The 21,163-nt window shown below is 64.5% G+C and carries 17 protein-coding genes; 8 read left to right on the top strand and 9 right to left on the bottom strand.

Translation table 11 applies throughout. The features are described from left to right. Positions 1–53 precede the first annotated feature (53 nt). Together queC and ABDW57_RS19490 are read left to right on the top strand one after the other, a co-directional pair. Positions 54–761, top strand: a complete 708-nt coding sequence (gene queC, locus ABDW57_RS19495; protein ID WP_343731836.1) for a 7-cyano-7-deazaguanine synthase QueC — start codon at positions 54–56, stop codon at positions 759–761. Next, positions 762–3,824 carry a CHASE domain-containing protein gene (locus ABDW57_RS19490; RefSeq protein WP_343731835.1) on the top strand — a complete coding sequence of 1,021 codons (3,063 nt, stop codon included), beginning with the start codon at positions 762–764 and terminating at the stop codon, positions 3,822–3,824. It begins immediately after the preceding gene. Here ABDW57_RS19490 and ABDW57_RS19485 read toward each other — a convergent pair. Next, complete coding sequence (locus ABDW57_RS19485; RefSeq protein ID WP_343731834.1) at positions 3,821–4,204, bottom strand: hypothetical protein; 384 nt, start codon at positions 4,202–4,204, stop codon at positions 3,821–3,823. The genes ABDW57_RS19490 and ABDW57_RS19485 overlap by 4 nt on opposite strands. A gap of 218 nt (positions 4,205–4,422) precedes the next feature. Here ABDW57_RS19485 and ABDW57_RS19480 point away from each other — a divergent pair, with 218 nt between their 5' ends. Further along, the gene (locus ABDW57_RS19480; RefSeq protein ID WP_176645775.1) at positions 4,423–4,665 is read left to right on the top strand and encodes a hypothetical protein; all 243 of its coding nucleotides are present in this window, start codon (positions 4,423–4,425) and stop codon (positions 4,663–4,665) included. Positions 4,666–4,722: 57 nt separating this feature from the next. On the opposite strand, the gene ABDW57_RS19475 is transcribed toward ABDW57_RS19480, so the two are convergent. Continuing rightward, complete coding sequence (locus tag ABDW57_RS19475; RefSeq protein ID WP_343731833.1) at positions 4,723–5,793, bottom strand: porin; 1,071 nt, start codon at positions 5,791–5,793, stop codon at positions 4,723–4,725. 77 nt (positions 5,794–5,870) lie between these two features. Here ABDW57_RS19475 and ABDW57_RS19470 point away from each other — a divergent pair, with 77 nt between their 5' ends. The 3 genes from ABDW57_RS19470 (at position 5,871) to ABDW57_RS19460 (ending at position 9,183) form a co-directional block, all read left to right on the top strand. Next, entirely contained in the window at positions 5,871–6,359 is a 489-nt protein-coding gene (locus tag ABDW57_RS19470; RefSeq protein WP_343731832.1) for a hypothetical protein, read from the top strand. Between the two features lie 189 nt (positions 6,360–6,548). Next, complete coding sequence (locus ABDW57_RS19465) at positions 6,549–7,097, top strand: FxDxF family PEP-CTERM protein (protein WP_343731831.1); 549 nt, start codon at positions 6,549–6,551, stop codon at positions 7,095–7,097. 142 nt (positions 7,098–7,239) lie between these two features. After that, positions 7,240–9,183: a GAF domain-containing sensor histidine kinase gene (locus tag ABDW57_RS19460; RefSeq protein WP_343731830.1), complete on the top strand. Its 1,944-nt coding sequence runs from the start codon at positions 7,240–7,242 to the stop codon at positions 9,181–9,183. Positions 9,184–9,185: 2 nt separating this feature from the next. Here the strand turns inward: ABDW57_RS19460 and ABDW57_RS19455 are convergent, their stop codons facing one another. Then, positions 9,186–11,462, bottom strand: coding sequence for an ATP-binding protein (locus ABDW57_RS19455; RefSeq protein ID WP_343731829.1), 2,277 nt, complete (start codon positions 11,460–11,462; stop codon positions 9,186–9,188). A 99-nt stretch (positions 11,463–11,561) separates the two neighbouring features. Here ABDW57_RS19455 and ABDW57_RS19450 point away from each other — a divergent pair, with 99 nt between their 5' ends. Next, positions 11,562–12,113, top strand: a complete 552-nt coding sequence (locus ABDW57_RS19450; protein WP_343731828.1) for a hypothetical protein — start codon at positions 11,562–11,564, stop codon at positions 12,111–12,113. 1 nt (position 12,114) lies between these two features. Here the strand turns inward: ABDW57_RS19450 and ABDW57_RS19445 are convergent, their stop codons facing one another. The 6 genes from ABDW57_RS19445 to ABDW57_RS19420 all read right to left on the bottom strand — a co-directional run bounded on the left by ABDW57_RS19445 (position 12,115) and on the right by ABDW57_RS19420 (position 20,190). Next, on the bottom strand, positions 12,115–12,894 hold the full coding sequence (locus ABDW57_RS19445; RefSeq protein WP_343731827.1) for an alpha/beta hydrolase: 780 nt from the start codon (positions 12,892–12,894) through the stop codon (positions 12,115–12,117). A 91-nt stretch (positions 12,895–12,985) separates the two neighbouring features. Then, on the bottom strand, positions 12,986–13,888 hold the full coding sequence (locus ABDW57_RS19440) for an S-adenosyl-l-methionine hydroxide adenosyltransferase family protein (protein ID WP_343731826.1): 903 nt from the start codon (positions 13,886–13,888) through the stop codon (positions 12,986–12,988). Between the two features lie 9 nt (positions 13,889–13,897). After that, positions 13,898–16,333 carry a TonB-dependent receptor gene (locus tag ABDW57_RS19435; RefSeq protein WP_343731825.1) on the bottom strand — a complete coding sequence of 812 codons (2,436 nt, stop codon included), beginning with the start codon at positions 16,331–16,333 and terminating at the stop codon, positions 13,898–13,900. Between the two features lie 89 nt (positions 16,334–16,422). Next, positions 16,423–17,928, bottom strand: a complete 1,506-nt coding sequence (locus ABDW57_RS19430) for an HD domain-containing phosphohydrolase (RefSeq protein ID WP_343731824.1) — start codon at positions 17,926–17,928, stop codon at positions 16,423–16,425. A 248-nt stretch (positions 17,929–18,176) separates the two neighbouring features. Further along, the gene (locus tag ABDW57_RS19425) at positions 18,177–19,235 is read right to left on the bottom strand and encodes a PQQ-dependent sugar dehydrogenase (protein ID WP_343731823.1); all 1,059 of its coding nucleotides are present in this window, start codon (positions 19,233–19,235) and stop codon (positions 18,177–18,179) included. Between the two features lie 64 nt (positions 19,236–19,299). Continuing rightward, entirely contained in the window at positions 19,300–20,190 is an 891-nt protein-coding gene (locus ABDW57_RS19420; RefSeq protein ID WP_343731822.1) for a LysR family transcriptional regulator, read from the bottom strand. A gap of 111 nt (positions 20,191–20,301) precedes the next feature. Between ABDW57_RS19420 and ABDW57_RS19415 the strand changes: the two genes are divergently transcribed. After that, the gene (locus ABDW57_RS19415; protein WP_343731821.1) at positions 20,302–21,090 is read left to right on the top strand and encodes an SDR family NAD(P)-dependent oxidoreductase; all 789 of its coding nucleotides are present in this window, start codon (positions 20,302–20,304) and stop codon (positions 21,088–21,090) included. Positions 21,091–21,163 lie beyond the last annotated feature (73 nt).

Genomic DNA, 21,163 nt, shown 5'->3' with positions numbered 1-21,163 from the left:
GGATTGGCCCAAAAGATGGCGTACTAATAATATTGCTTCATCTGGAAAAACTTATGCTGCCTACCGATTCCGCCCTGGTCCTGTTTAGCGGAGGCCAGGACTCCACCACCTGCCTCGCCTGGGCGCTGACACACTACGCGCGCGTTGAAACCATCGGTTTCGACTACGGCCAGCGTCACGCGGTTGAACTGACGGTGCGTCCGCAACTGCTGCAAAGCCTGCGCGCGCACTCGGCCGACTGGGACGCGAAGCTGGGCGAAGATCACATGATCGACCTGTCGCTGATCTCGGTCATCTCGCAAACCGCGATGACCCACGATATCGCCATCGAAACCCAGGCCAATGGCCTGCCCAACACCTTTGTCCCCGGCCGCAATCTGCTGTTCATGACGGTCGCCGCCACCGTGGCCTACCGCCGCGGCCTGACGGTGCTGGTGGGCGGCATGTGCGAAACCGATTTCTCCGGCTACCCGGACTGCCGCGACGACACCATGAAAGCGCTGCAGGTGGCGCTCAACCTTGGCATGGACACGCGCATCAAGCTGGAAACGCCGCTGATGTGGCGCGACAAGAAGCAAACCTGGGAACTGGCGCAGGAACTGGGTGGCCAGGCGCTGGTGGACCTGATCCGCGACGGTACCCACACCTGCTATCTGGGCGAGCGCGGCGCGCTGCACGATTGGGGCTATGGCTGCGGCACCTGCCCGGCTTGCGCCCTGCGCGCGCGCGGCTACCACCAGTTCGTGGGCACGGAGGTGTAGATGCCCGCCGACGCCCAGGCAAGGCTGCACCGCCTGCTGCAGGGACTGCTGTCGCCAGTGGTCCTGTCGGCACTGGTGCTGAGCGCTTGCCTGGGTGTCACCGCGGTGTTGTGGCACAGCGCCCGCGTCGACGCCGAGCAGGACGCGCAAGCGGACTTTGATGGCCGCGTGCGCGAACTGGTCAACAATCTCGACCAGCGCATGCAAACCTATGTGCAGGTGCTGTACGGCGTGCAGGGCCTGTTTGCCAGCTCGCTGCAGGTCGACCGCGACGAGTTCCAGACCTATCTCACCGGGCAAGACCTGAACCGCCACTTCCCCGGCGTGCACGGGGTCGGCTACATGCAGCTGATCGGACCGCATCAGCTGGCGGCGCATCAGGCCATTGTGCGGCGCGGCGGCTTTCCTGATTACCAGGTGTTCCCGCCGGGCCAGCGCGCCTGGTATGCGCCGATCGTCTACATTGAACCGTTCAGCGGCAGCAACCGGCGCGCCTTCGGCTACGATGCCGCCTCCGAGCCGCGCCGGCGTGCCGCGCTGGAGCAGGCGCGTGATTCCGGCCAGCCCGCCATGAGCGCGCGCATCCGCCTGGTGCAGGAGGGCGGTGCGCCGGAGCAGGCCGGCTTCCTGGTGGTGCTGCCGGTGTATAACCATCCGCAGCCGACCGGCACCCTGGCGGAGCGGCGCGCCGCCATCAGCGGCTGGGTGTACGCGCCGTTCCGCGTGGGCGACCTGATGGCCGGGCTGGGCGGGCCGCGCGCGGCCGCGCTGGATGTGGAAATCTACGACGGCGACCGCATCAATCCGGATGAGCTGATGCACGACAGCGCGCCCAACGCCAGCCACGGCCTGCGCTTCACGCGCCAGCAGATCAGCATAGCCAGCCATCGGTGGACACTGCGCATCGCCATGCTGCCGTCGGCGGCGCCGGCGCGCAGCGACAAGGCACAGCAGATCGGCGGCCTGGGTCTGGCCCTGAGCGGGCTGCTGGCATGGCTGACGTGGCTGCTGGCGCGCGGCCGCTTGCGCGCGCGTGAAGGACAGCAGCGCAGCAGCGCGCTGGCCGAGGAACTCAAGGAAGGCCAGACCACGCTGCTGGTGCTGGCCGACAGCGCCCAGCGCAGCCAGGCCATGTTGCGCAGCATTCTCGATTCCACCGTGGACGGCATCCTGGTCGACAACCTGGGCGGCACCGTGCTCAACTCCAACCGCCGCTTCCGCGAGTTGTGGAACGTGCCCGAGCACCTGGACTGGCAAAGCGACGGTGCGGTGCTGATGGCGCATATGTGTGCGCAGCTGCGCCATCCGGACTGCGGCCTGCGGCTGGACGAGCCGGCACAGATGCTGCTGCCGGGCGTGCAGCGCGGCGCGCCGCTGGCGGAAGAGCACGAGGTGCTGCATCTGAAGGATGGCCGGGTGATCGAAAAGCACACGCGCGGCCTGCAATTGGGCAGCGAGCCGGCGCGCATCTGGTCGTTCCGCGACATTACCGAGCGCACCCGCATCGAGCAGCGCGAACAGACCCGCCGTCACGTGCTGGAATTGCTGGCCACCGGCGCGCCGCTGCAAACCATTCTGGAAAGCGTGGTGCAGGGTGTGGAGGCCGACCATGAGGATATGTTGTGCAGCGTTCTGCTGCTGGACGAAGACGGCGAACATTTGCTGGTCGGCGCGGCGCCCAGCCTGCCGGCCTTCTTCAACGCCGCCGTGCACGGCAAGTCCATCCACAGCGGCCTGGGCGCCTGTGGCCAGGCCATCCTGACGCGCAGCCGCGTGATCGTGGAAGATATCCGCAGCGCGCCGTCGTGGGCGGAATATCGCGACCTGGCTTTGCAGGCGGGGCTGGGCTCATGCTGGTCCGACCCCATCGTCAGCACCAGCGGCGCGGTGCTGGGCACGTTTGCCATCTATCACCGCGAGGCGCGCCTGCCCACGCTGGCCAACATCGCGCTGATCGAGCAGGGCGCGCGGCTGGCCGGCATTGCCATCGAACAGGCGCAGGCCGCGGTGGCGCTGCGTGCCGGCGAGGCGCGCTTCCGCAGCCTGTACGACCATGCGCCGGTGGCGCTGTGGGAGCAGGACTGGTCGGCGCTGCGCAATGCGCTGGCCGAACTGGAATTGTCTGGCGTGGACGACCTGGCCGCCTACCTGCAGGCCAATCCGAGCCAGCTGCGCCGGCTGGCGTCGCTGGTGCGCATCCTGGACGTCAACGCGGCCGCGCTGGAGCAGGTGGCGGCGCCGCCGGGCCGTAAAGATGTGAGCGGCTTGACGCTGGCGCAAAACTTCGACGCCGCCGCCCTGCCGAATTTCGCCCGCGCCGTCACCGCGCTGGCGCAGGGCCAGCACTTCTTTGCCTGCGAGGGCAGTTTCGAGCGGCTGGATGGCGTGGCGCGCCTGAATGAACTGACCCTGCTGGTGATGCCAGGCCACACGCACAGCCTGGATTTCGTGATCGTCTCCACGCTGGACATCACCGAGCGGCGCCGCATGGACGACGAACTGCGCGTGCTGGCCACCACCGACTTCCTGACCGGCCTGCCAAACCGGCGCGAGTTCATGGGCCGGCTGCAGGAAGAGGAGGGCCGGCTGCAACGCGACATCGGCGCCTGCGCGGCGGTGCTGCTGCTGGATATCGACCACTTCAAGCGCATCAACGATGAACATGGTCACGCGGCCGGCGACGCCGTGCTGCGCCAGCTGGCCGACCTGATGCGCGAAGGCCAGCGCAAGATCGACATGCTGGGCCGCATCGGCGGCGAGGAATTTGCCATCCTGCTGCCGGGCACCGATCTGGATGCGGCAGCGGTGTTTGCCGAACGTCTGCGCCAGCGGGTGGAACAGACGCCGATGCTGCTCGACGATGGCCACACGCTGGACATCACGGTCAGCATCGGGATTGCGGCGATGGGCGGGGCGGCGCCTGGTGGCAACCCGGCCCTGATCCGGGCGGATCAGGCGCTGTACTGCGCCAAGCGTGGCGGCCGTAACCGGGTGGAATTGATGGATGCGGAGGCGGATCGGCCGGGGCATCAGGTCCCGGCCGCTTCCGGTTTAAAACTTTAGACCGGCTGTTGCATGCTCCGCTGCTTGCGCGGGCGGCTGACCAACAGCCAGTACAGGCCGATCGGGATCAGCAGCGGCAGCAGCAGGGGCGAGACCACCGCCACCGCCACCACGGCCGCCAGGCCGACGCCAAACACCGCCAGGATGCCCAGGCTGGCGAACAGCACGCACAGGAAGATCGCCACGCAGGTCATGATCACGCCGGCCAGCAGCATGCCGGCGCCGCCGAACATCACCGCCAGCACCGCGCCCAGCGGACCGTCGATTTCATCGCCGTCGATATTGACGGACATGCCGTCGCCAAACACCGACTGCCATGCGGCAACAGCCAGCAGGAAGATAAGGGTGGCGAAGATCAGTTTTTTGGCTTTGCTATTCATGGCGTTACCCCGGTTCGTTATGTTGTCCATGCCGTTTGGCATGATGGAACTGTACCGGGGCCGGCCCGCATCAGCCATCGGATTGCGACAGACTGGCGGATTTGCGGGATGGAACGCGCGGACGCCGCGATGAGCGGTGCCGCAGGCGGGATTAGCCCTTGATTTAAAGTTATGGTGGTCTAAACTGATAATCTCACTTGCACATGGAGGGCATGAACATGGCTTGGCTAGCAATGAGCGAGGGGCAATCGATCCCTTCGGTACGTCAATGTACACGGCGCCAGCGCAGCGCCCAGCGCCTGTCCGGCGGAGGCCCGAAAGGCCCGCCCTCGGCGCCTCCAACCATACCGCCTATCATCATCACGCCGTTCAGCTACCAGATGCCGGAGCCGGCCATCGACCCGCGCATCACGCCGCTGAAGCCGCCCATCACCGAGCGGCCACCTTGCATGACCTGCTGAGGTCGCCTGAGACCGCATCAAAAAAGCCCGCATGCGTTGCGGGCTTTTGCGCTGTGCTCAGAAATTGTGCCGCAGCCCCAGCACCACGCCCTTGAGCGTGGCGCCCGGTTGCGCGCCCAGGCTGTTGATGGCAAAGTCCGCCACGCCGTTGCGGCGGTTGGCCAGGCGGCTGTAATAGGCATATACGGCGCTGCGTTTGGACAGGGTGTAGTCATAGCCCAGCGTGGCGTGGGTGGCGCCGGTGTCCGCGCCCTTGCGGGCGAAGCCGATGGTGGTGCCGTCCGGCGCGCTGCCGCTGCCATTGCCGGCATGGGCGACGCCCAGCTTGATGCCGTGGCGGCCGATCTGCTGCGTGACGGACAGATAGACGTCGTGGCGCGCCAGGGTGCCGGCCGCCGTTTCATAGCGCAGCCGCTCGGCTGCCAGCGCCACCCGGGTATCGCCCCAGCGGTAGGCGGCGGCCAGCTTGGCGGCGCTGTCGTTCAGTCCCGGGCCCTGGTATGCATGGTGGCGCTCGTAGGCGGCGGTGGCGTACCAGGCGCCTTGTTCGTACACCAGCGCGGCTGAACTCAGCGACGGTCTGGCGCCGCTGGCCGGGCGTTCCTCGCTCACGCCTTGGGCGATGCGCAATTGCAGGCCGTGCCATAGCGGCGTCCAGTAGTGCACGCTGTTTTGCTGGCGGCGGTCGAAGGACGAGGTGTCGCTGATGTTGTTGACGGTGGCCGCAGCACCGTTGCCCATGAGGCTCATGTAGCCGGCGGTGGTCGGATAGTAGGGATCGAGGCTGGCGGTGGCGCCGTTGTAGGGCGTGGTCCAGTTGCCGGCAAACAAGGTGCCGCCGTTGCCGCTGATGCCGAGACGGGTGTCGCGCGCGGCCGGGCTGCCGGCGCCGGTGTCGGGCGACAGCGTGCCCTCGATCTGGAACAGCAGTTTGACGCCGCCACCGACGTCTTCCTCGCCGCGGAACCCCAGCACCGAACGGTTGTTGCTCAGCCGCGAGACGCGCACGCCGTCGTTCTGCACGCTTTCCAGTCCGACGTTGAGGCGGCCATACAGCTGGACGCTGCTCTGGGCGCAGGCGCTGCCGCACGTGGCGGCCAGCAGGGCGGATAAAATCTTGCGGTTCATGGTCGGCTTCCTATTGTTGTTACGGGGCGAGCCGCTTATTATTCCACCCCGACTTTTCTTTCGAAACGACCATAAGTATGAGCAACGACTACCCCGAATCCGACGACGACGCCCTGGTGCAGGAAGACCGCCTGTGGCAGGGCAATGGCTGGACCGCCCGCGTGATCAAGAATGAAGACGACGACGGCTGGGCCGTGGCCATGATCAAGGATGGCGAGCCGGAGCCGGCGCTGGTGGGGCCGTGGACCATGGGGCGCGACAAGAAGAATCCCAAGCCGCTGGATGTGAATGCCTTCAATACGCTGGTCAAGACCGCCAGCGAAGTGATCCGCCGCCATGAGCAGCAACTGCACGCCCAGCTGCACAAGAATGTGACGGTGGGGACGGACGAGGGGCCGGTCAAGGTGTGTCTCGACATTACCCCCGACGAGGACGAACCTTATGCTACCCTGAGCGCAGTCGACCAGTATGGCGAAGAGCTGGCGCGCGTGCGGGTGGCGCCCAGCTTTAAACTCAGCGCAACATCTGCTTCCATGTGGGTAGAAAATGGCTTTAAAAAGCCTTAAGATTAGCTTAAATGTAACTTAGTTCTTGCAAGCTCTAATGCTTGAATAGAATTAAGATTTCGTTAAATAAACGTGTAAGCGACTGTAACAATCAATCGTGCGGGGCCTGTTTTGACGGGCTCTGCTGTTAAATTGCAATCTCCTCGCGCGGTGTATTCACACCGCTTTTTTTTGATTAAAGGAGGTTTCATGAAAACAGCAAAACGCATCGTAGGCGCAGTAGTTGTGGCTGGCGCAGCCCTGATGGCACAAGGTGCCATGGCAGCGGATATCAGCAATCCGGATGTCGCGCTGGACCTGAGCAGCGGTGGCGACTTCTTCGGCCACCTGATCACCGGCAACAATGCCGGCAACACCTTTGCCGAACGTTACACCTTCACCCTGAGCGCGGGCAGCTCAATCTTTGCCGACACCTTCTCGTCGTCCGGCAATGCTAAAAACGGTCTGGACATTCTGGGCCTGAGCCTGTTCGACGACAACGGCCTGGTGCTGAAAGGTACCCAGCTGTCGACCGGCAAAACCGATCAGTGGGAACTGAGCACCGGCCCGCTGGCCGCTGGCAACTACTTCCTGCTGGTGAGCGGCACCGTGCTGTCGAAAGCCGCTGGCGCCTACACCGGTAGCGCCACCGTGACCGCTGTGCCGGAACCAGCGACCTACGGCATGCTGCTGGGCGGCCTGGGCCTGGTCGGCGCAGTGGCTGCGCGTCGAAAGCGTAAAACCTCGGACGCTGCCTAAGTAGACGTCACCGCGCAAATGCGCAAGCCGGGCAGCGCATGTTGCCCGGCTCTGAGCGCATCATGGCGCTGGCCCAGACCGGGCCGGACCTGCTAGTATTTCCTATGCGCATGTACCGCAATGGCCATAACATAGGAAAATGATGGAAAGTCGACTCTCCCGGCTGGAAGCCGTCCAAACCGTGCTGCTCGAAATCGGGCAGAAATCCAGTAGCTGTACCGATATCAGTGAATTCCTGCAGGCCGTGCATGCCGCGCTGGGGCGCATCATGTATGCGGCCAACTTTTTTGTCGCGTTGAGCAACGAGGACGGCCCGCCGAATCTGGTGCGCTTTGTGTATTACGTCGACGAAGTGGACGAGCCGCCCAGCCGCGACGAGCTGTTTGAGCTGGTGCCCGGCAAGTCGCCCACGGCCGCGGTGATCCTGAACCGCGAAGCCATCATCATGACGGCCGCCGAGCACGTCTCCAAGCGCGAGGACAATGCCAACTTCGGCATCGGCACCATTGCCGAGCACTGGATGGGCTGCCCGCTGCTGGACCAGAACCACCAGGTGCTGGGCGCGGTGGTGATCCAGAGCTATGACAAGGAACACACTTTCAGCGAGGAAGACCAGGCGCTGTTCTCGCTGATCTCGCACCATGTGTCCAGCGCGCTGCAGGGCTTGCAGAGCGTGGACCGGCTGGAGCGCGCGGTACAGGAGCGCACCGCTCAGCTGCAGCACGAGGTGGCCGAGCGCCGCCGCGCGGAAAATATCCAGCGCGGCCTGTACGAGCTGGCCAACCTGTCGGCCACCGCCACCGGCGGCAGCCGCCTGAACATGCGCCTGCACCAGATCATCAGCGAACTGGTGCCGGCCAAGAATTTCCTGATGGCCTTGTACCACCCGGACACCCGGGAAATCAGCATTCCCTATTTTGTCGACGAGAAGGACGAGCAGGTGCCGGTCAAGCGCTTCGATTATGGCGTCGGCATGTCCTCTTACATCCTGCAGCGCAAGCAGGCCATGCTGCTGGACCGCGCCGGCTTCAAGGCGCTGGTGGACAGCGGCGAAATGGAACATCCGCTCGGCAATGTCGATATCCACAGCTGGATGGGCGCGCCGATGCTGCTGGGCGACGTGGCGTATGGCGTGATCGTCGTGCAAAGCTATGACGACCAGGTGCAGTACACCCAGGCCGACCTCGACATCCTGGCCTTCATGGCCAGCCACGTGGCGGTGGCGATCGCGCGCATGCAGGCCGACCGCCAGATCCGCCTGTCGAAAGAACAGCTGGAAGAACAGAATGCCGCGCTGGAAAGCGCGCTGACCTCGCTCAGGGATGCGCAGGGTGAACTGGTGCGGCAGGAAAAACTGGCCTCGCTGGGCCGGCTGGTGGCCGGCGTGGCGCACGAGATCAACACGCCGCTGGGCATCTGCGTGACCGCCACCAGCCACCTGGTGGAGGAACTCAAGCTGACGCGCGAAGACCTGGCGAATGGCACCCTGGATGAGGACGGCCTCAACCAGTTCTTCGACATCATCGACCAGTCGCTCAAGATCATGACCACCAATACCCAGCGCGCGGCGGCGCTGGTGCGCAGCTTCAAGCAGGTGGCGGTCGATCAGTCGTCCGACGATATCCGCAGTTTCAACCTGCGCAAGTACCTGGACGAGGTGCTGCTGTCGCTGCAGCCCAAGCTCAAGGGCAAGCCGATCCAGGTCGAGATCAATTGCGAGGAGCACATCAACATGGCCAGCTTCCCCGGCGCCGTCTCGCAGATCGTCACCAATATGGTGGTCAATTCGCTGGTGCACGGTTTCGAGGAAGGGCAGTCGGGCAAGATCAAGATCAGCGGCAAGGTCGACGGCGACTTTGTCGACTTCGAGTACAGCGACGATGGCGTCGGCATGGACACCAGCACCCTGTCACAGCTGTTCGATCCCTTCTTCACCACCAAGCGCGGCTCGGGCGGCAGCGGACTGGGCGCGCACATCCTGTACAACCTGGTCACGGGCGCGCTGGGCGGCACCGTGAAAGTGGTGAGCGCGCCGGGCATGGGCCTGCATTACAAACTGCGTTTCCCCAAGATCAAGCGCAAGTGACTTCACGGCTGCGGCGGCGCCGGCTCATCGCGGTAGCGCAGCACGAAGGCCGTCAGCGCGAGCGAGTGGTAGCCCCGCGCCAGAGTATGCAGGCGCTCCGCGAAAGGCGCGTAGGCCGGATCGAGCGCCTGCAGGTAGTCGGCCCACTTCCTGATCTCGCGCATGTTGCCGAGCTGCGCCAGTTGCCATAGCGCCTCGATTTCCTGGGCCGGCGGCGCCACCAGGCTGGCGCCATGGTCCTCCACCAGGTTGCCGGGTTGCGCCGGGGCGGCGTCGGCAATCCAGCTCAGCGACAGCAAAGTGCCGATGGTGTGCAGCAGGGCTGCGTGATCGATCGGCTTGACGAGGAAGGCGTTGGCGCCGGCTTCAAAGCAGCGCGATTCATCGTCCTGGCTGGCGCCGGCGGTCACCGCGATGATCGGCGTGTGCGCCGAGGCCGGCATCTTGCGTATGCGCCGCATGGTCTCGTTGCCGTCCAGCAAAGGCATCATGACATCCATGATGATCAGCTCGGGCCGGAAGCTGTCCAGCAAGACCAGGCACTCCAGGCCATTCTCGGCCGCGGCCACGACAAAGCCTATCGAGTGCAGCAAATCCACCAGCATGGCGCGGTTTTGCGGCACGTCATCGACGATCAGCAGTCGCTTGCGTTCGCCTTCGTAGCCGACCATGGCTTGCGCCGGCTGCGCGGCGGCCGGGCTGTTGGCCGCCACCGGCGCCAGCAGTTCGAAGGAGAAGGTGCTGCCTTTGCCCGGCGCGCTGACGACCGCGATGGTGCCGCCCATCAGGCGCACCAGTTGCTGGCTGATGGCCAAGCCCAGACCCGCCCCGCCTTCGCGCCGCTCCATGTTGCCCATTTGCTCGAAGGGTTGGAAAATGCGCCCGAGGTGCTGGGCACTCATGCCGATGCCGCTGTCGGCCACCTCGAAGCGCAGACCGGTGCAGGGTTGGCCGTCATCGACGGCCGGGTCGGGCGCGGACGGCGCCGGCAGCACCCGCAGCGACACCGTGCCGCGATCGGTGAACTTCACGGCGTTGCCCAGCAGGTTGAGCAATACCTGGCGCAGGCGGGTCTGGTCGATGGTGATGGCAGCCGGCAGATCGGCGGCAAGCTGGTAGCTGAAGCTCAGGCCTTTCTCCTCGGCCTTGACGCGCATGATGTCGACCACGCCCTTGAGGAAAACGCTGAGCGAGGTGGCGGCCGGGTACAGCACCATTTTGCCGGCTTCCACCCGCGCCAGGTCGAGGATGTCGTTGATCAGGCTGAGCAGATGCTGGCTGCTCTCGTGGATGGTCGCCAGGCTGGTGGCCTGCTGTTCGGTCAGCGGCTGGCGGTTATTGCGCAGCAGCTGCGTGTAGCCCATGATGGCATTCAGCGGGGTGCGTAATTCATGACTCATCTGCGCGATGAAGTTGCTGCGCTGGTGCGCCAGGCGCAGTGCTTCGGCCAGCGCCGCCTCGCGCGCCGCCTCGGCCGCCTTGCGTTCGCGATCGATGGCGGTCAGGCTTTCCAGGCGTGAATTGCTGGCCGACAGGCTGAAGCGCAAGTGCAGCAGGCCCAGCGACAAGCCCAGCAGGCCGCAGCCGATCCAGGCCGAGACCAGGCCCATCAGAAGATTGGTCTTCGATATCCATTTGCCGCGGAACTTGATCGAGCGCACCTCCATCGTGACCGGTTGCCCGGGAGTCAGCGTGACGGTGGACAGTTCGATCGCCGTGACGTGGTCCAGCCGCGTATAGCTTTGGGATAAAGGCACTTTGCTGGAGCTGCGCCACCACTCCGCCGTGTGCACCACGTTGACCGGAATAGTGAAGACCGGCTGCGGCGGCAATTGAATTTCGGCTTCGTTAAAGCGCTGCGAGTTCCAGTTCCCGACAACGGACAGCTCCGGTTCAAAATTCAACAAATGCAGCTTGAAGACTTTCGGCTCGCCTGCATAGCGCATGTCGAAGGTAATCGTGTCGAACTGGGAAAAGTCCACGCCCTTGGTCGGATCGCCCACCAGAAATTGCATCTTGCAAAACCGATAGACGGCGGCGGCGCCCGGCTGGCACTGCATGATGAGCGCATCGTCGGTGCGTATCAGCGTCGACACCGAATCGCCGTTTAATTCCTTCCTGTCATCCGCCAGCGCGACCGCGTGCGGATGGCGGGGGGAGATCTCCAGCGTCCTGGTCATGCCGAACTGGTGCCAGAGTAACAACGTTGGGGTCGCCACCAGCAACAGGATCACCAGGTAGTAACTGATCAGGGCCGGGCGGGACAGCGTCTGGTTCATGGCAGACCCATGGTTGTAGGAAAAGCATGAGTTTAACGCGAACGCCGCCGGTGTCGCCTGTATCAGATAAGAGCGACCAGCCTTTTGCGAGATTGACTCATGCAACCCATCACCATCCAAAGCTCATCCGGCTTCAACGACGGCACCGACTCCTATCTGGAGCTGTTGCAAAAGCAGCTGGACATGGCCAAGAAAAATGCCGAGGCCATTGATGCCTTGTCGCGCCGCGCCGACCAGGATCAGAAATCCCTGGCGCGCGAACGCGTGGCCGAAATCAAGAAGCAGATCGACGCCCTGCGGCGCATGCTGCTGCTGTTTGGCGGCAAGGACGCCAAGGCTGTCTTGCAGCAGTTGAAAGACCTGGCCAGCCAGCTGAAACAGGCGGCTGGCATCCTGAAGGCGTCACCGGACAGCGCTGCGCCGGACACGGCGGCCAGCGACAATGGCGACGGTTATGCCGCGTATGCCGAGCAACAGGCGTCGGCCGATGCCGATGCCCAGGCCGCCGCCAATCCGTTCCAGATGCCGCTGCCGCCGTTTGATGCCCAGCGCGCGGAAGACGACAAGCAGATTGAATTCGTCACCAACGCGCTGAAATCGCTGCGTGCCATGACCGAACGCATGGTGAAGCAGCAGGAAAACCAGCACTGACTTATTTGGCGCTGGCCGCTTCCTCGATCAGCTTGGCCACTTCGGCCGGGTGCGAGGTCATCACCACGTGCGAGGCGCCGTCAATCACCACCGTCTTTTTCGCATTGGCGCGCTTGGCCATGAAGTCCAGCGCGGCGGCCGGGATATTCTTGTCGGCCTTGCCGTAGACGAACCACGAAGGAATGGTTTTCCAGGCCGGCGCCGGCGAGGCTTCGTTCAGCGCGGCGTCGGTGATCGGACGCTGGCCGGCGGCCATCAGGCGCGCCTTGGCTTCCGGCACGTCGGCGGCAAACTGGCTGTGGAACTTGGCTTGCTGGATGTACAGGTCCTTGCTGCCATCGGCCAGCGCCACCGGCGGCGCCAGCGTCGGGCCGAGCGTACTGCCCGGGAACTTGCCGGCCAAGGCGGCGGCGCTTTCGCCGGCATCCGGCGCAAACGCGGCCACATACACCAGCGCCTTGACGTTGGCGGCGCCGGCGGCCGCCGCGCTGATCACGGAACCGCCATACGAGTGGCCCACCAGCACCACCGGACCGTTCACGCTTTTCAGCACCGAGGCCACGGCGGCGGCATCGGTCTTGACGCTGCGCAGCGGGTTGGCGGCGCCGATGACGGTGTAGCCGTCTTTTTCCAGCTTGGCGGTGACGCCATCCCAGCTCGATGAGTCGGCAAAGGCGCCGTGCACCAGTACCACGGTCGGCTTGGCCTCTGCGGCAAAGGCGGTTGGGAAGGCCAATGCGCCGGCGATCGCGGCGGCGCCGAGAATGAAGCGAGATTTCATGATGTTCCTTTCTGGTCTGGGAAAGCGCCGATACTAGCAGGGAACATCATGCTTTTTTGCTGCCTCCGCCATCAGGCAGAGGCGCGTCCTATCACTTTGCCTTGCTGACTTCCACTTCCCACTCCACGCCGGAATTGATGTTGTTTTTGGCCGCGTAATTGCCCTGGTTGAGGGCGATTGACACGTCCAGCAGGCTGTTCAGGTAGACCAGCGGCTTGCCCTTGGCCACGCCGCCAAAGGTGTGCTCATACGGCGCCACCACGGTGTTGACCAGCTTCTTGTTGTGGAACAGGCGGACCCGCAGCGGCTCGTGCTCCTTGACGCCCAGCTGCTCGAACAGCGCCTTGGGAATATTGGTCCAGACGTTGCCGTACTTGACGTCCAGCACCGGCACGATGCCGCGCAGCTTGCCGTTTTCCAGCACCGCCTTCTGGTACGGGATTTTGATGACCGATGCCGCCGGCAGGGACGGCCCCACCTGCTCGTAGCTGATGCTGCCCGAAGCCAGGCGCGCGCCCACGTAGGCATACACGTCGCGGCCGTGGAAGGTGTACGACTCGCCGGAACCGGCCAGGCGATTGACTTTCTCATCGATCTCGCGCAGCTCGGCCACGCCGTCGCGTTCGGCGATCAGGGTGAACTGGCCGTTGTCCGGACCGACGAAGTAGCGGCCGGCCTTGGTCTTCAGCACCACCGATTTGCGCGTGGTGCCGACGCCCGGATCGATCACCGACACGAACACCGTGCCTTCCGGCCAGTAGTTCGCGGTCTGGAACAGGCGGTAGCCGCCGACCCAGATGTCGTAGTCGGGAATGTTGTGGGTCAGGTCGGCCACGGTCAGGTTGGCATCGACGCCATAGGCCACGCCGCGCATGGCGGAGACGGCGCCGTCCGAGGTGCCGAAGTCGGTTTGCAGCACCAGGGCGTTTTTGGCGGCGCAGGCCGGTGCGGCGAAGGCCACGCTGAGGGCAAGGGCGGTCAACAGTTTTTTCATGGGATTCCTTTAGAAGGTGTAGCGCAGGCGGCCGTAGAAGTATGCGCCATTCACGCCGATCGGATTGATAAAGTTGTAGGGCAGGGCGCCGCCGTAAGTGGCGTTGTTGGTCGCGCGCACGCGCTGCGGATAGCGGTCCAGCAGATTGTCGGCGCCGACCGCCAGCGTGAGCTGCTGGCTGAACTTGTATTGCGCCTCCAGATCCAGCGTCCACACGGCGCCAAAGCGCTGCGCGTGCACGCCGTCGATCACTTCGGCCTGGTCGTCATACGAGAAATCCTTCAGCGGGCCGAAGCGCGTGGCGCGCGCCTGCACACTCCAGCCGGCCGCCTGCCAGTCGGCGCCCAGCACTAGCTTGTTTTTGGGCGAGGCATTGCGGATGCGGAACAGGCTGCTGTCGGTCAGCACGCTCAGCTCCGGATCGATCTTCGCCAGCGCCGCTGAAGTTTGGTGCACGCGGTCGATGCGCGTCTGGTTCAGGTTGAATGCGGCGCTCAGGTTCAGCCTGGCGCCGGTGAACGTCAGGTCGTGGTTCAGCACCGCGTCCAGGCCGGTGGTGGTGGTGTCCAGCAGGTTGGCCAGGTAGGCCACCGACTGGATATCGCTGCGGCCGATGCCGGCCAGATAGGCGGTGGCGGCATCGCTTTGCAGGTCGCTGGTGCGGGTGATGCGATCCTTGATGCGGATGCGGTAGCCGTCCAGCGTGAAGCTGGTGGCACGCGCCGGCTTCCACGCCAGGCCCAGCGACAGGTTGGTGGACTTTTCCGGCTTCAGCGCCTGGGCGCCGAACGCGCGCGCCAGCGGATCGCTGGCCGGCAGCAGCGAGGCGGTCTGCAAACCGCTGCCGTCGCTGTTGAAGTTGAGCGTGGAGAAGCGGAAGCCGGTCTGCACCAGCGCCGGTGCGCGGAAGCTGTTCGATACCGAAGCACGCAACAGGAATTGCTCGGTGAACTTGTAGCGCGCCGACAGCTTGCCGGTGCTGGCGCTGCCGAAGTCGCTGTAGTCCGAATAGCGCGCGGCGGCGCCCACCAGCAGCTGCCTGGTCAGGTCGCTTTCGATATCGGCGTAGATCGAGCGGACATCGCGGCTGCCGTCAAACGCGTCTTGCGGGCGCAAGCCCGGGCCGGCTTGCGCGCCCGGCGGCGCATCGGTGATGGGGCCGGCGGCGTAGGAGGCCGCATCGCCCGGCGCGCTGGTGTAAGTCTCGCGGATATACTCGGCACCGAGCGCCAGGTTGAGCGGCACGCCCCAGTTCAGCGCGCGGGTAAGGTCGGCATTCACTGCGTTCTGGCGATAGTCAAACGTGGCCAGATGGAAGCTGGTCGGGCTTTGCGCGCCGAGCGAAGCGTTGGCCGAGTTGCTCAGGTCATAGTGGAAGATGTTGCTGCCGTGGCGCGCGCTCAGATCCCAGTTCCAGCCGGCGCTGGCCGTGCGCGCGCCGGCCACCACGCTGACGTCGCTGGCGTCGCCATGCGTCACCGGACGGTAGCCGTTCGGGTACAGCGCCAGCACGTTGGACGGATCGCCCGGATAGCGGAAGTAGGCGCTGCCGTCCGACTGGCGCTTGTTGACGGTGGCGTAGGAGTAGGCATCCACACGCTCGCTCAGCGGCAGCAGCGCGTTGTAGAAGGCGTAGTTGTTGTGCGATTGCGCGTCGCCCGATTTGAATACCACCTTGCCGTCCAGCGCCAGATCGGCCGGGGTCGCGTTCCACGAGGTCCAGCCGGCGTCGCTGGCGCCGGCGCGCTGGGTCGGGTTGCGGCTGCGGCTTTCGGCGCCGAAGCGCAAGTAGCCGGCGTCGCCCAGCGGCACGCCGTAGTCGGCGTTGACGATGACGGTCTGGCCGTCGGTCTTGCGTTCGCCGGTCGGTTCGAACTGCGTATGGTTGGCGCCATAGCTGACCGAGGCCGACCCGCCGCTGCGCTGCTGCTTGAGCACGATGTTGATCACGCCGGCCACGGCATCGCTGCCGTATTGCGCGCCGGCGCCGTCACGCAGGATTTCAATGTGGTCGATGGCGCCGGGCGGGATGGCGTTGACGTCCACCGGCACGGTGCCGGCAAAGCTGCTTTCGGTATCCAGCACGGCGCTGGCGTGGCGGCGCTTGCCGTTGATCAGGACCAGCACCTGGTCGGGCGCCAGGCCGCGCAGCTGCACGCCGCGCACCGAGTCGGCAGCGCCGCTGGATTCAATGCGCGGGAAATTGATCGAGGGCGCCAGCGCCTGCAGGGCCGCGCCCACTTCGCCGCTGGACAGGGCGTTCTCGACCTCGCGTGCGCCAAAGCGGTCGATCGGCACTGCCGAATCGAATACGGTGCGGTTGCGCGCGCGCGAGCCGACGATGGTCACTTGATCGATATTCGCGCTGTCTTGCGCGTGCGCGGCCGGCAGCGCGGCCAGCAGTTCAGCCAGCAGCAGCAGGGGCGGGAGGGCGTGTTTGTACATCGTGATTTCCTTGCGTGGTCTGAGGAGACAGACCACGATCTTACGAGCAAGGAAATCTAGTTCCTACGAACAATTGCTAATATGCTTATTCAATCCGGCAAGCGTTCGTTGATGGCCAGCGCTTTGTCGATGTTCTTGATCAGCAGGTCCACATACACCGGATCGAGGTGGTGGCCGGCGACTTCGCGCAGGTGGTCGACCACTTTCTCGATCGGCCACGCATCCTTGTAGCAGCGCTTGTGCATCAGCGCGTCGAACACGTCGGCCACCGCCACGATGCGGGCGTAGTGGTGGATGTCCTCGCCCTTCAAGCCCTGCGGATAGCCGCTGCCGTCGTATTTCTCGTGATGCTGGTGGGCGATCACCGCGGCCGCTTTCAGGATCGGGCGCTGCGAGCCGTCCAGGATGGACAGGCCCACGGTCGGGTGCTGCTTCATGATTTCCCACTCGGCGGCATCCAGCTTGCCCGGCTTGAGCAGCACCGCGTCCGGCGTGGCGATCTTGCCGATGTCGTGCATCGGCGCGGCGTGGCGCAGCACAGCCACCTCATCTTCCGGCAGACCGGCCGCCTGCGCCAGCAGATGGCACACTTCCGACATGCGGCGCACGTGGTTGCCGGCTTCGTTCGAGCGCGACTCCACCACGTCGCCCAGGCGCAGGATCAGCTCGGCCTGGGTGTCGGTGATTTCCTGGTTGAGCAGGATGTTGTCGAAGGCGATGGCGACGCCGGAGCAGAACACTTCCAGCAGCTTGGTGTCGATCTCCGAGATTTCTTCCACGCCTTTCAGCACCAGCAGCGAGGCCTTGCCGCTGTTGTTGGGGAAGTAGCCGATGTAGGTGTCGCCTTCCACGCGCGAGATCTTGTTGCTCTTGGCGGCGTCCAGCTGGGCCATGACTTGCGGCGTCAGCAGCGTGCCTTCCTCGTCGCCGATCTGGGCCAGGATTTCGTAATCGTTTTCGCCGCTGATGGCGGTGGCGCCGCGCAGGCGCAGCAGCATGCTGTGCTCCAGGCGCAGCAAGGCCACCACCTGCTGCAGCAGACCGTTGGCGAAGTCTTTCAGGTTGCGTTGCTGGAAGATGTGGGCCGAGGCGGCGATCACGCGCTCCAGGCCTTCGCGGTAATTGACTTGCGCGCGGTGCGCCTCTTCCACCTTCATGATGTCGCGGTAGGCGCGCAGGGCGGCAAAGGTGGTGGTGAACAGCTTGGTGCGGTCGAGCTCGGTCTTTTCCTTGTAATCGTTGATGTCGTAGTTGACGATCACGCGTTCTTCCGGCGCCTGGCCGGGCTGGCCGGTGCGCAGCACGATGCGGGTGAACTGGTTGTCCAGGTCTTCGCGCATCCAGCGCGCCACTTCCAGGCCGCTGTCTTCCTTTTCCATCACCACATCCAGGAACACCAGCGCGATATCGGTCTCGCGCGCCAGCACTTCCTTGGCTTCGGCGCCGCTGTAAGCGTGCAGGAAGGTGAGGGCGCGGCCGTCGAGGCGGAAGCGGCTCAGGGTCAGCTTGGTGATGTCATGAATGTCCGGTTCGTCATCGACCAACAGGACTTTCCACGGTGCCAACTTGGGCGCAGCTGAGGACAAAAAAGACATATGAACAACTTCCGCAAAATGACACGACTGAGGTGAATTTCCCGATTGTAGTCTGACCCAAAGCCATTAACAACAGGCAATAAATATTCCCGTTGCCTTACACAACACTTCCCCAACTGATTGTACGTCGCAGTGTGGCGCAACGGCGCAGCGTTAGTCTTCTGTAACGCATATGTGCGATCACAACAATACTTCGTTTTTGGCAATATTACTATCTAAAAACAAAGATTTTTGTAAATACGCTGCGGTCAGGGCGCCGGGATGCTCAGCAGGCGGTCGTCGCCGGCGCGCGGCGTGCCGCGGCCGTCGGTGTTGTTAGTGAGCAGGTAGAGCCGGCCGCCGGGTGCGGCCACCACGTCGCGCAGGCGGCCGTATTCCTTGACGTAGAACTCGCTGGCGGTGCTGGTGGCCGACAGCGGCACCTTGCGCAGGCGCTCGCCGCGCAGATTGGCCAGGTAGATGTTGCCGCCGCTGATGGCGATGCCGCTCGGACTGGCGTCGGCGGTCGGCCATTGCTGCAGCGGGTCGGTGTACCTGGCGTCGCCGGCCTTGCCTTCCACCACCGGCCAGCCATAGTTGCCGCCGGCTTTGATCTGGTTCAGCTCGTCCCAGGTGTTCTGGCCGAACTCGGACGCGTACATGGTGCCGTCGCTGGCCCAGGCCAGGCCTTGCACGTTGCGGTGGCCGTAGCTGTAGACATAGGAGCCGGCGTAGGGATTGTCGGACGGGATGCGGCCGTCCGGCGTCATGCGCAGGATCTTGCCGCCCAGCGAACTCAGGTCTTGCGAGCGGCTGCTGTTGCCGGCATCGCCGGTGGAAGCGTACAACATGCCGTCCGGGCCGAAGCCGAGGCGCCCGCCGTTGTGGGTGCTGCCTGCGGGAATGCCGCTCAGCAGCACCTGCGCCGCGCCGAGTTGCGTGGCGCTGCCCGCGCCGCTCAGCGGGAAGCGCGCGATGCGGTTTTCCGTCCCGGCCGTGAAGTAAGCGTACAGATAGCCCTCGCGCACGGCGATGCCCAGCAGGCCGCCTTCGCCGCTGCCGTTCACGCCGGCAATGGTGGCGATGGTGGTCAGGGTGCCGTTTTCCGCCACGGCCAGGACGCGTGAAGTGTCGCGTTCGCTCACCAGCGGGGTGCTGCCATGCAAGGCGATGGACCACGGCACCTTGAAGCCCGAGGCCAGCGTGTCGGGGCCGGCGGGCGTCGGCGTGAGCGGCGGGATCGGTGCGCCGACGCCGACGGAAACCGAGCCGCCGCCGCAGCTGGCCAGATGGATGCTCAAGATGACGGCGCAGGCTGGTTTCCACATGATGGTTCTCCCGGGGAAGGATGCAGCTGCATTATGCCGCCGCATCGGCCGGGGGCGCCGCACGTTAGGGCGCCAGTTTCTCCACCAGAAAATCGATGAACACGCGCACCGGCTGCGGCATGTAACGCTGCTGGCGGAAGATGGCGTGGATTTCCTCCGTATCGCCGGGATTGAATTCCGGCAGCAATTCAACCAGCCTGCCGTCGGCCAGGTCCTGGCCGATGTGGAACAGGGCAAGGCGGCTGATGCCGAGGCCGTTCAGCGTCAGCAGGCGCATGGTCTCGCCATTGTTGGTGAGCATGCCGCCGCCGACTTGCCGGTAGACCGTCTGCCCGTCCAGGCGGAACGGCCACTCGTCGCGCACCCGGCGGAAGTTGAAGTTGAAGCAGCGATGCGTCGCCAGATCGTCGGGATGGCGCGGCACGCCGCACGCTGCCAGATAGTCGGGCGAGGCCACCACCGCCAGCCGGCTGGTGCCCAGCGGACGGGCCTGAAAGCTGGCGTCGGCCAGCGTGCCCATGCGGATGGCCACATCCACCCGCTCGCGCTGCAGATCGACCAGGGCGTCGGTCAGCGACAGGTCGAGGCGGATATCGGGATAGCGCTGGCTGAATTCGGGAATCAGCGGCAGAAACTGGTGGGTGCCGAACGGCAGCGAGACATTCACCCGCAGCGCGCCATGGGCGGCGGCCTTGCCGGTGGCGATGCCTTGTTCGGCTTCCTCGATATCGTCCAGGATGCGCACGCAGCTGTCGTAGAACTGCTTGCCTTCCGTGGTCAGCGTCAACTGGCGGGTGGAGCGTTGCAGTAGCAGCGTTCCCAGCCGCCCCTCTATCCGTCCCACCAGCTTGCTGACGGCGGACGGCGTCAGATCCAGCAGCTTGCCGACGGCCGAAAAACTGCCGCTTTCCACCACTCTGGCAAACACCATCATTTCGCCGCTGCGGTTATCCATATTGACTCATCTGTGAATTGAATTCTTAAATATTATTCCATTGCGATGGATTATCAAAGTAATCGGCACAACGCATACTGCGGCCATTCCAACCCACTTTGACGACCCATCGTGAATTTGAACTTGCAAGGAAAAACCGCGCTGGTGAGCGCATCGACTGCTGGCACTGGCAATGCGATTGCCGTGCAATTGCTGGAAGACGGCGCCAACGTGATCATCAACGGCCGCAGCGAAGCCGGTGTGGCGCAGGCGGTGGCCGCCCTGAACCAGCGCTTTGGCGCCGGGCGCGCCTTGCCGCTGCTGGCGGACATGAGCGTGGCCGGCAGCGAGCAGGTGGCCGCAGCGCGCTATCCGCAAGTGGACATCCTGGTCAACAACATGGGCACGTATGCGCTGAGCGATTTCTTCGCCACCTCGGACGCTGACTGGCAGCGCATGTTCGAGGTCAACGTCTGGAGCGGCGTGCGGCTGGCCCGCACCTACATGAAAGGCATGCTGGAGCGCGGCCATGGACGGGTGATCTTCATTTCCAGCGAAGTCGCGCTGACGCCGATGGCGGCCATGGCGCATTACAGCGCGAGCAAGGCGACCCAACTGTCGATCTCGCGCAGCCTGGCGGAACTGACCAAGGGCAGCCGCGTCACGGTGAACTCGGTATTGCCGGGGCCGACGGAGACGGAAAGCCTGAAAGGCTTCATCTCCTCGGTGAATCCGGACCTGTCGTACGCCGAGGCCGAGAAAAAGTTCATGGCCGAGAACCGGCCGTCGTCGCTGATCTACCGCCTGGCCAAGCCGCACGAAGTGGCGAACGTGGTGGCCTTCCTGGCCAGCGAGCGCGCCGCCGTCATCAACGGCGCCGCCATTCGCGCCGAAGGCGGAACCGTCGCCACCATCGCCTGAGCGTTTCGGTTGCGTTGAATCTAAAGGAGGTCAGCTAACCAAGGCTAGGATTTGTTTAATCTCACGCCTTGGA

Origin of the sequence: Duganella sp. (assembly GCF_039595735.1) — a bacterium.
Classification (GTDB): Bacteria; Pseudomonadota; Gammaproteobacteria; order Burkholderiales; family Burkholderiaceae_D; genus Rugamonas.
This window is presented reverse-complemented; position numbering and strand designations above follow the sequence as displayed.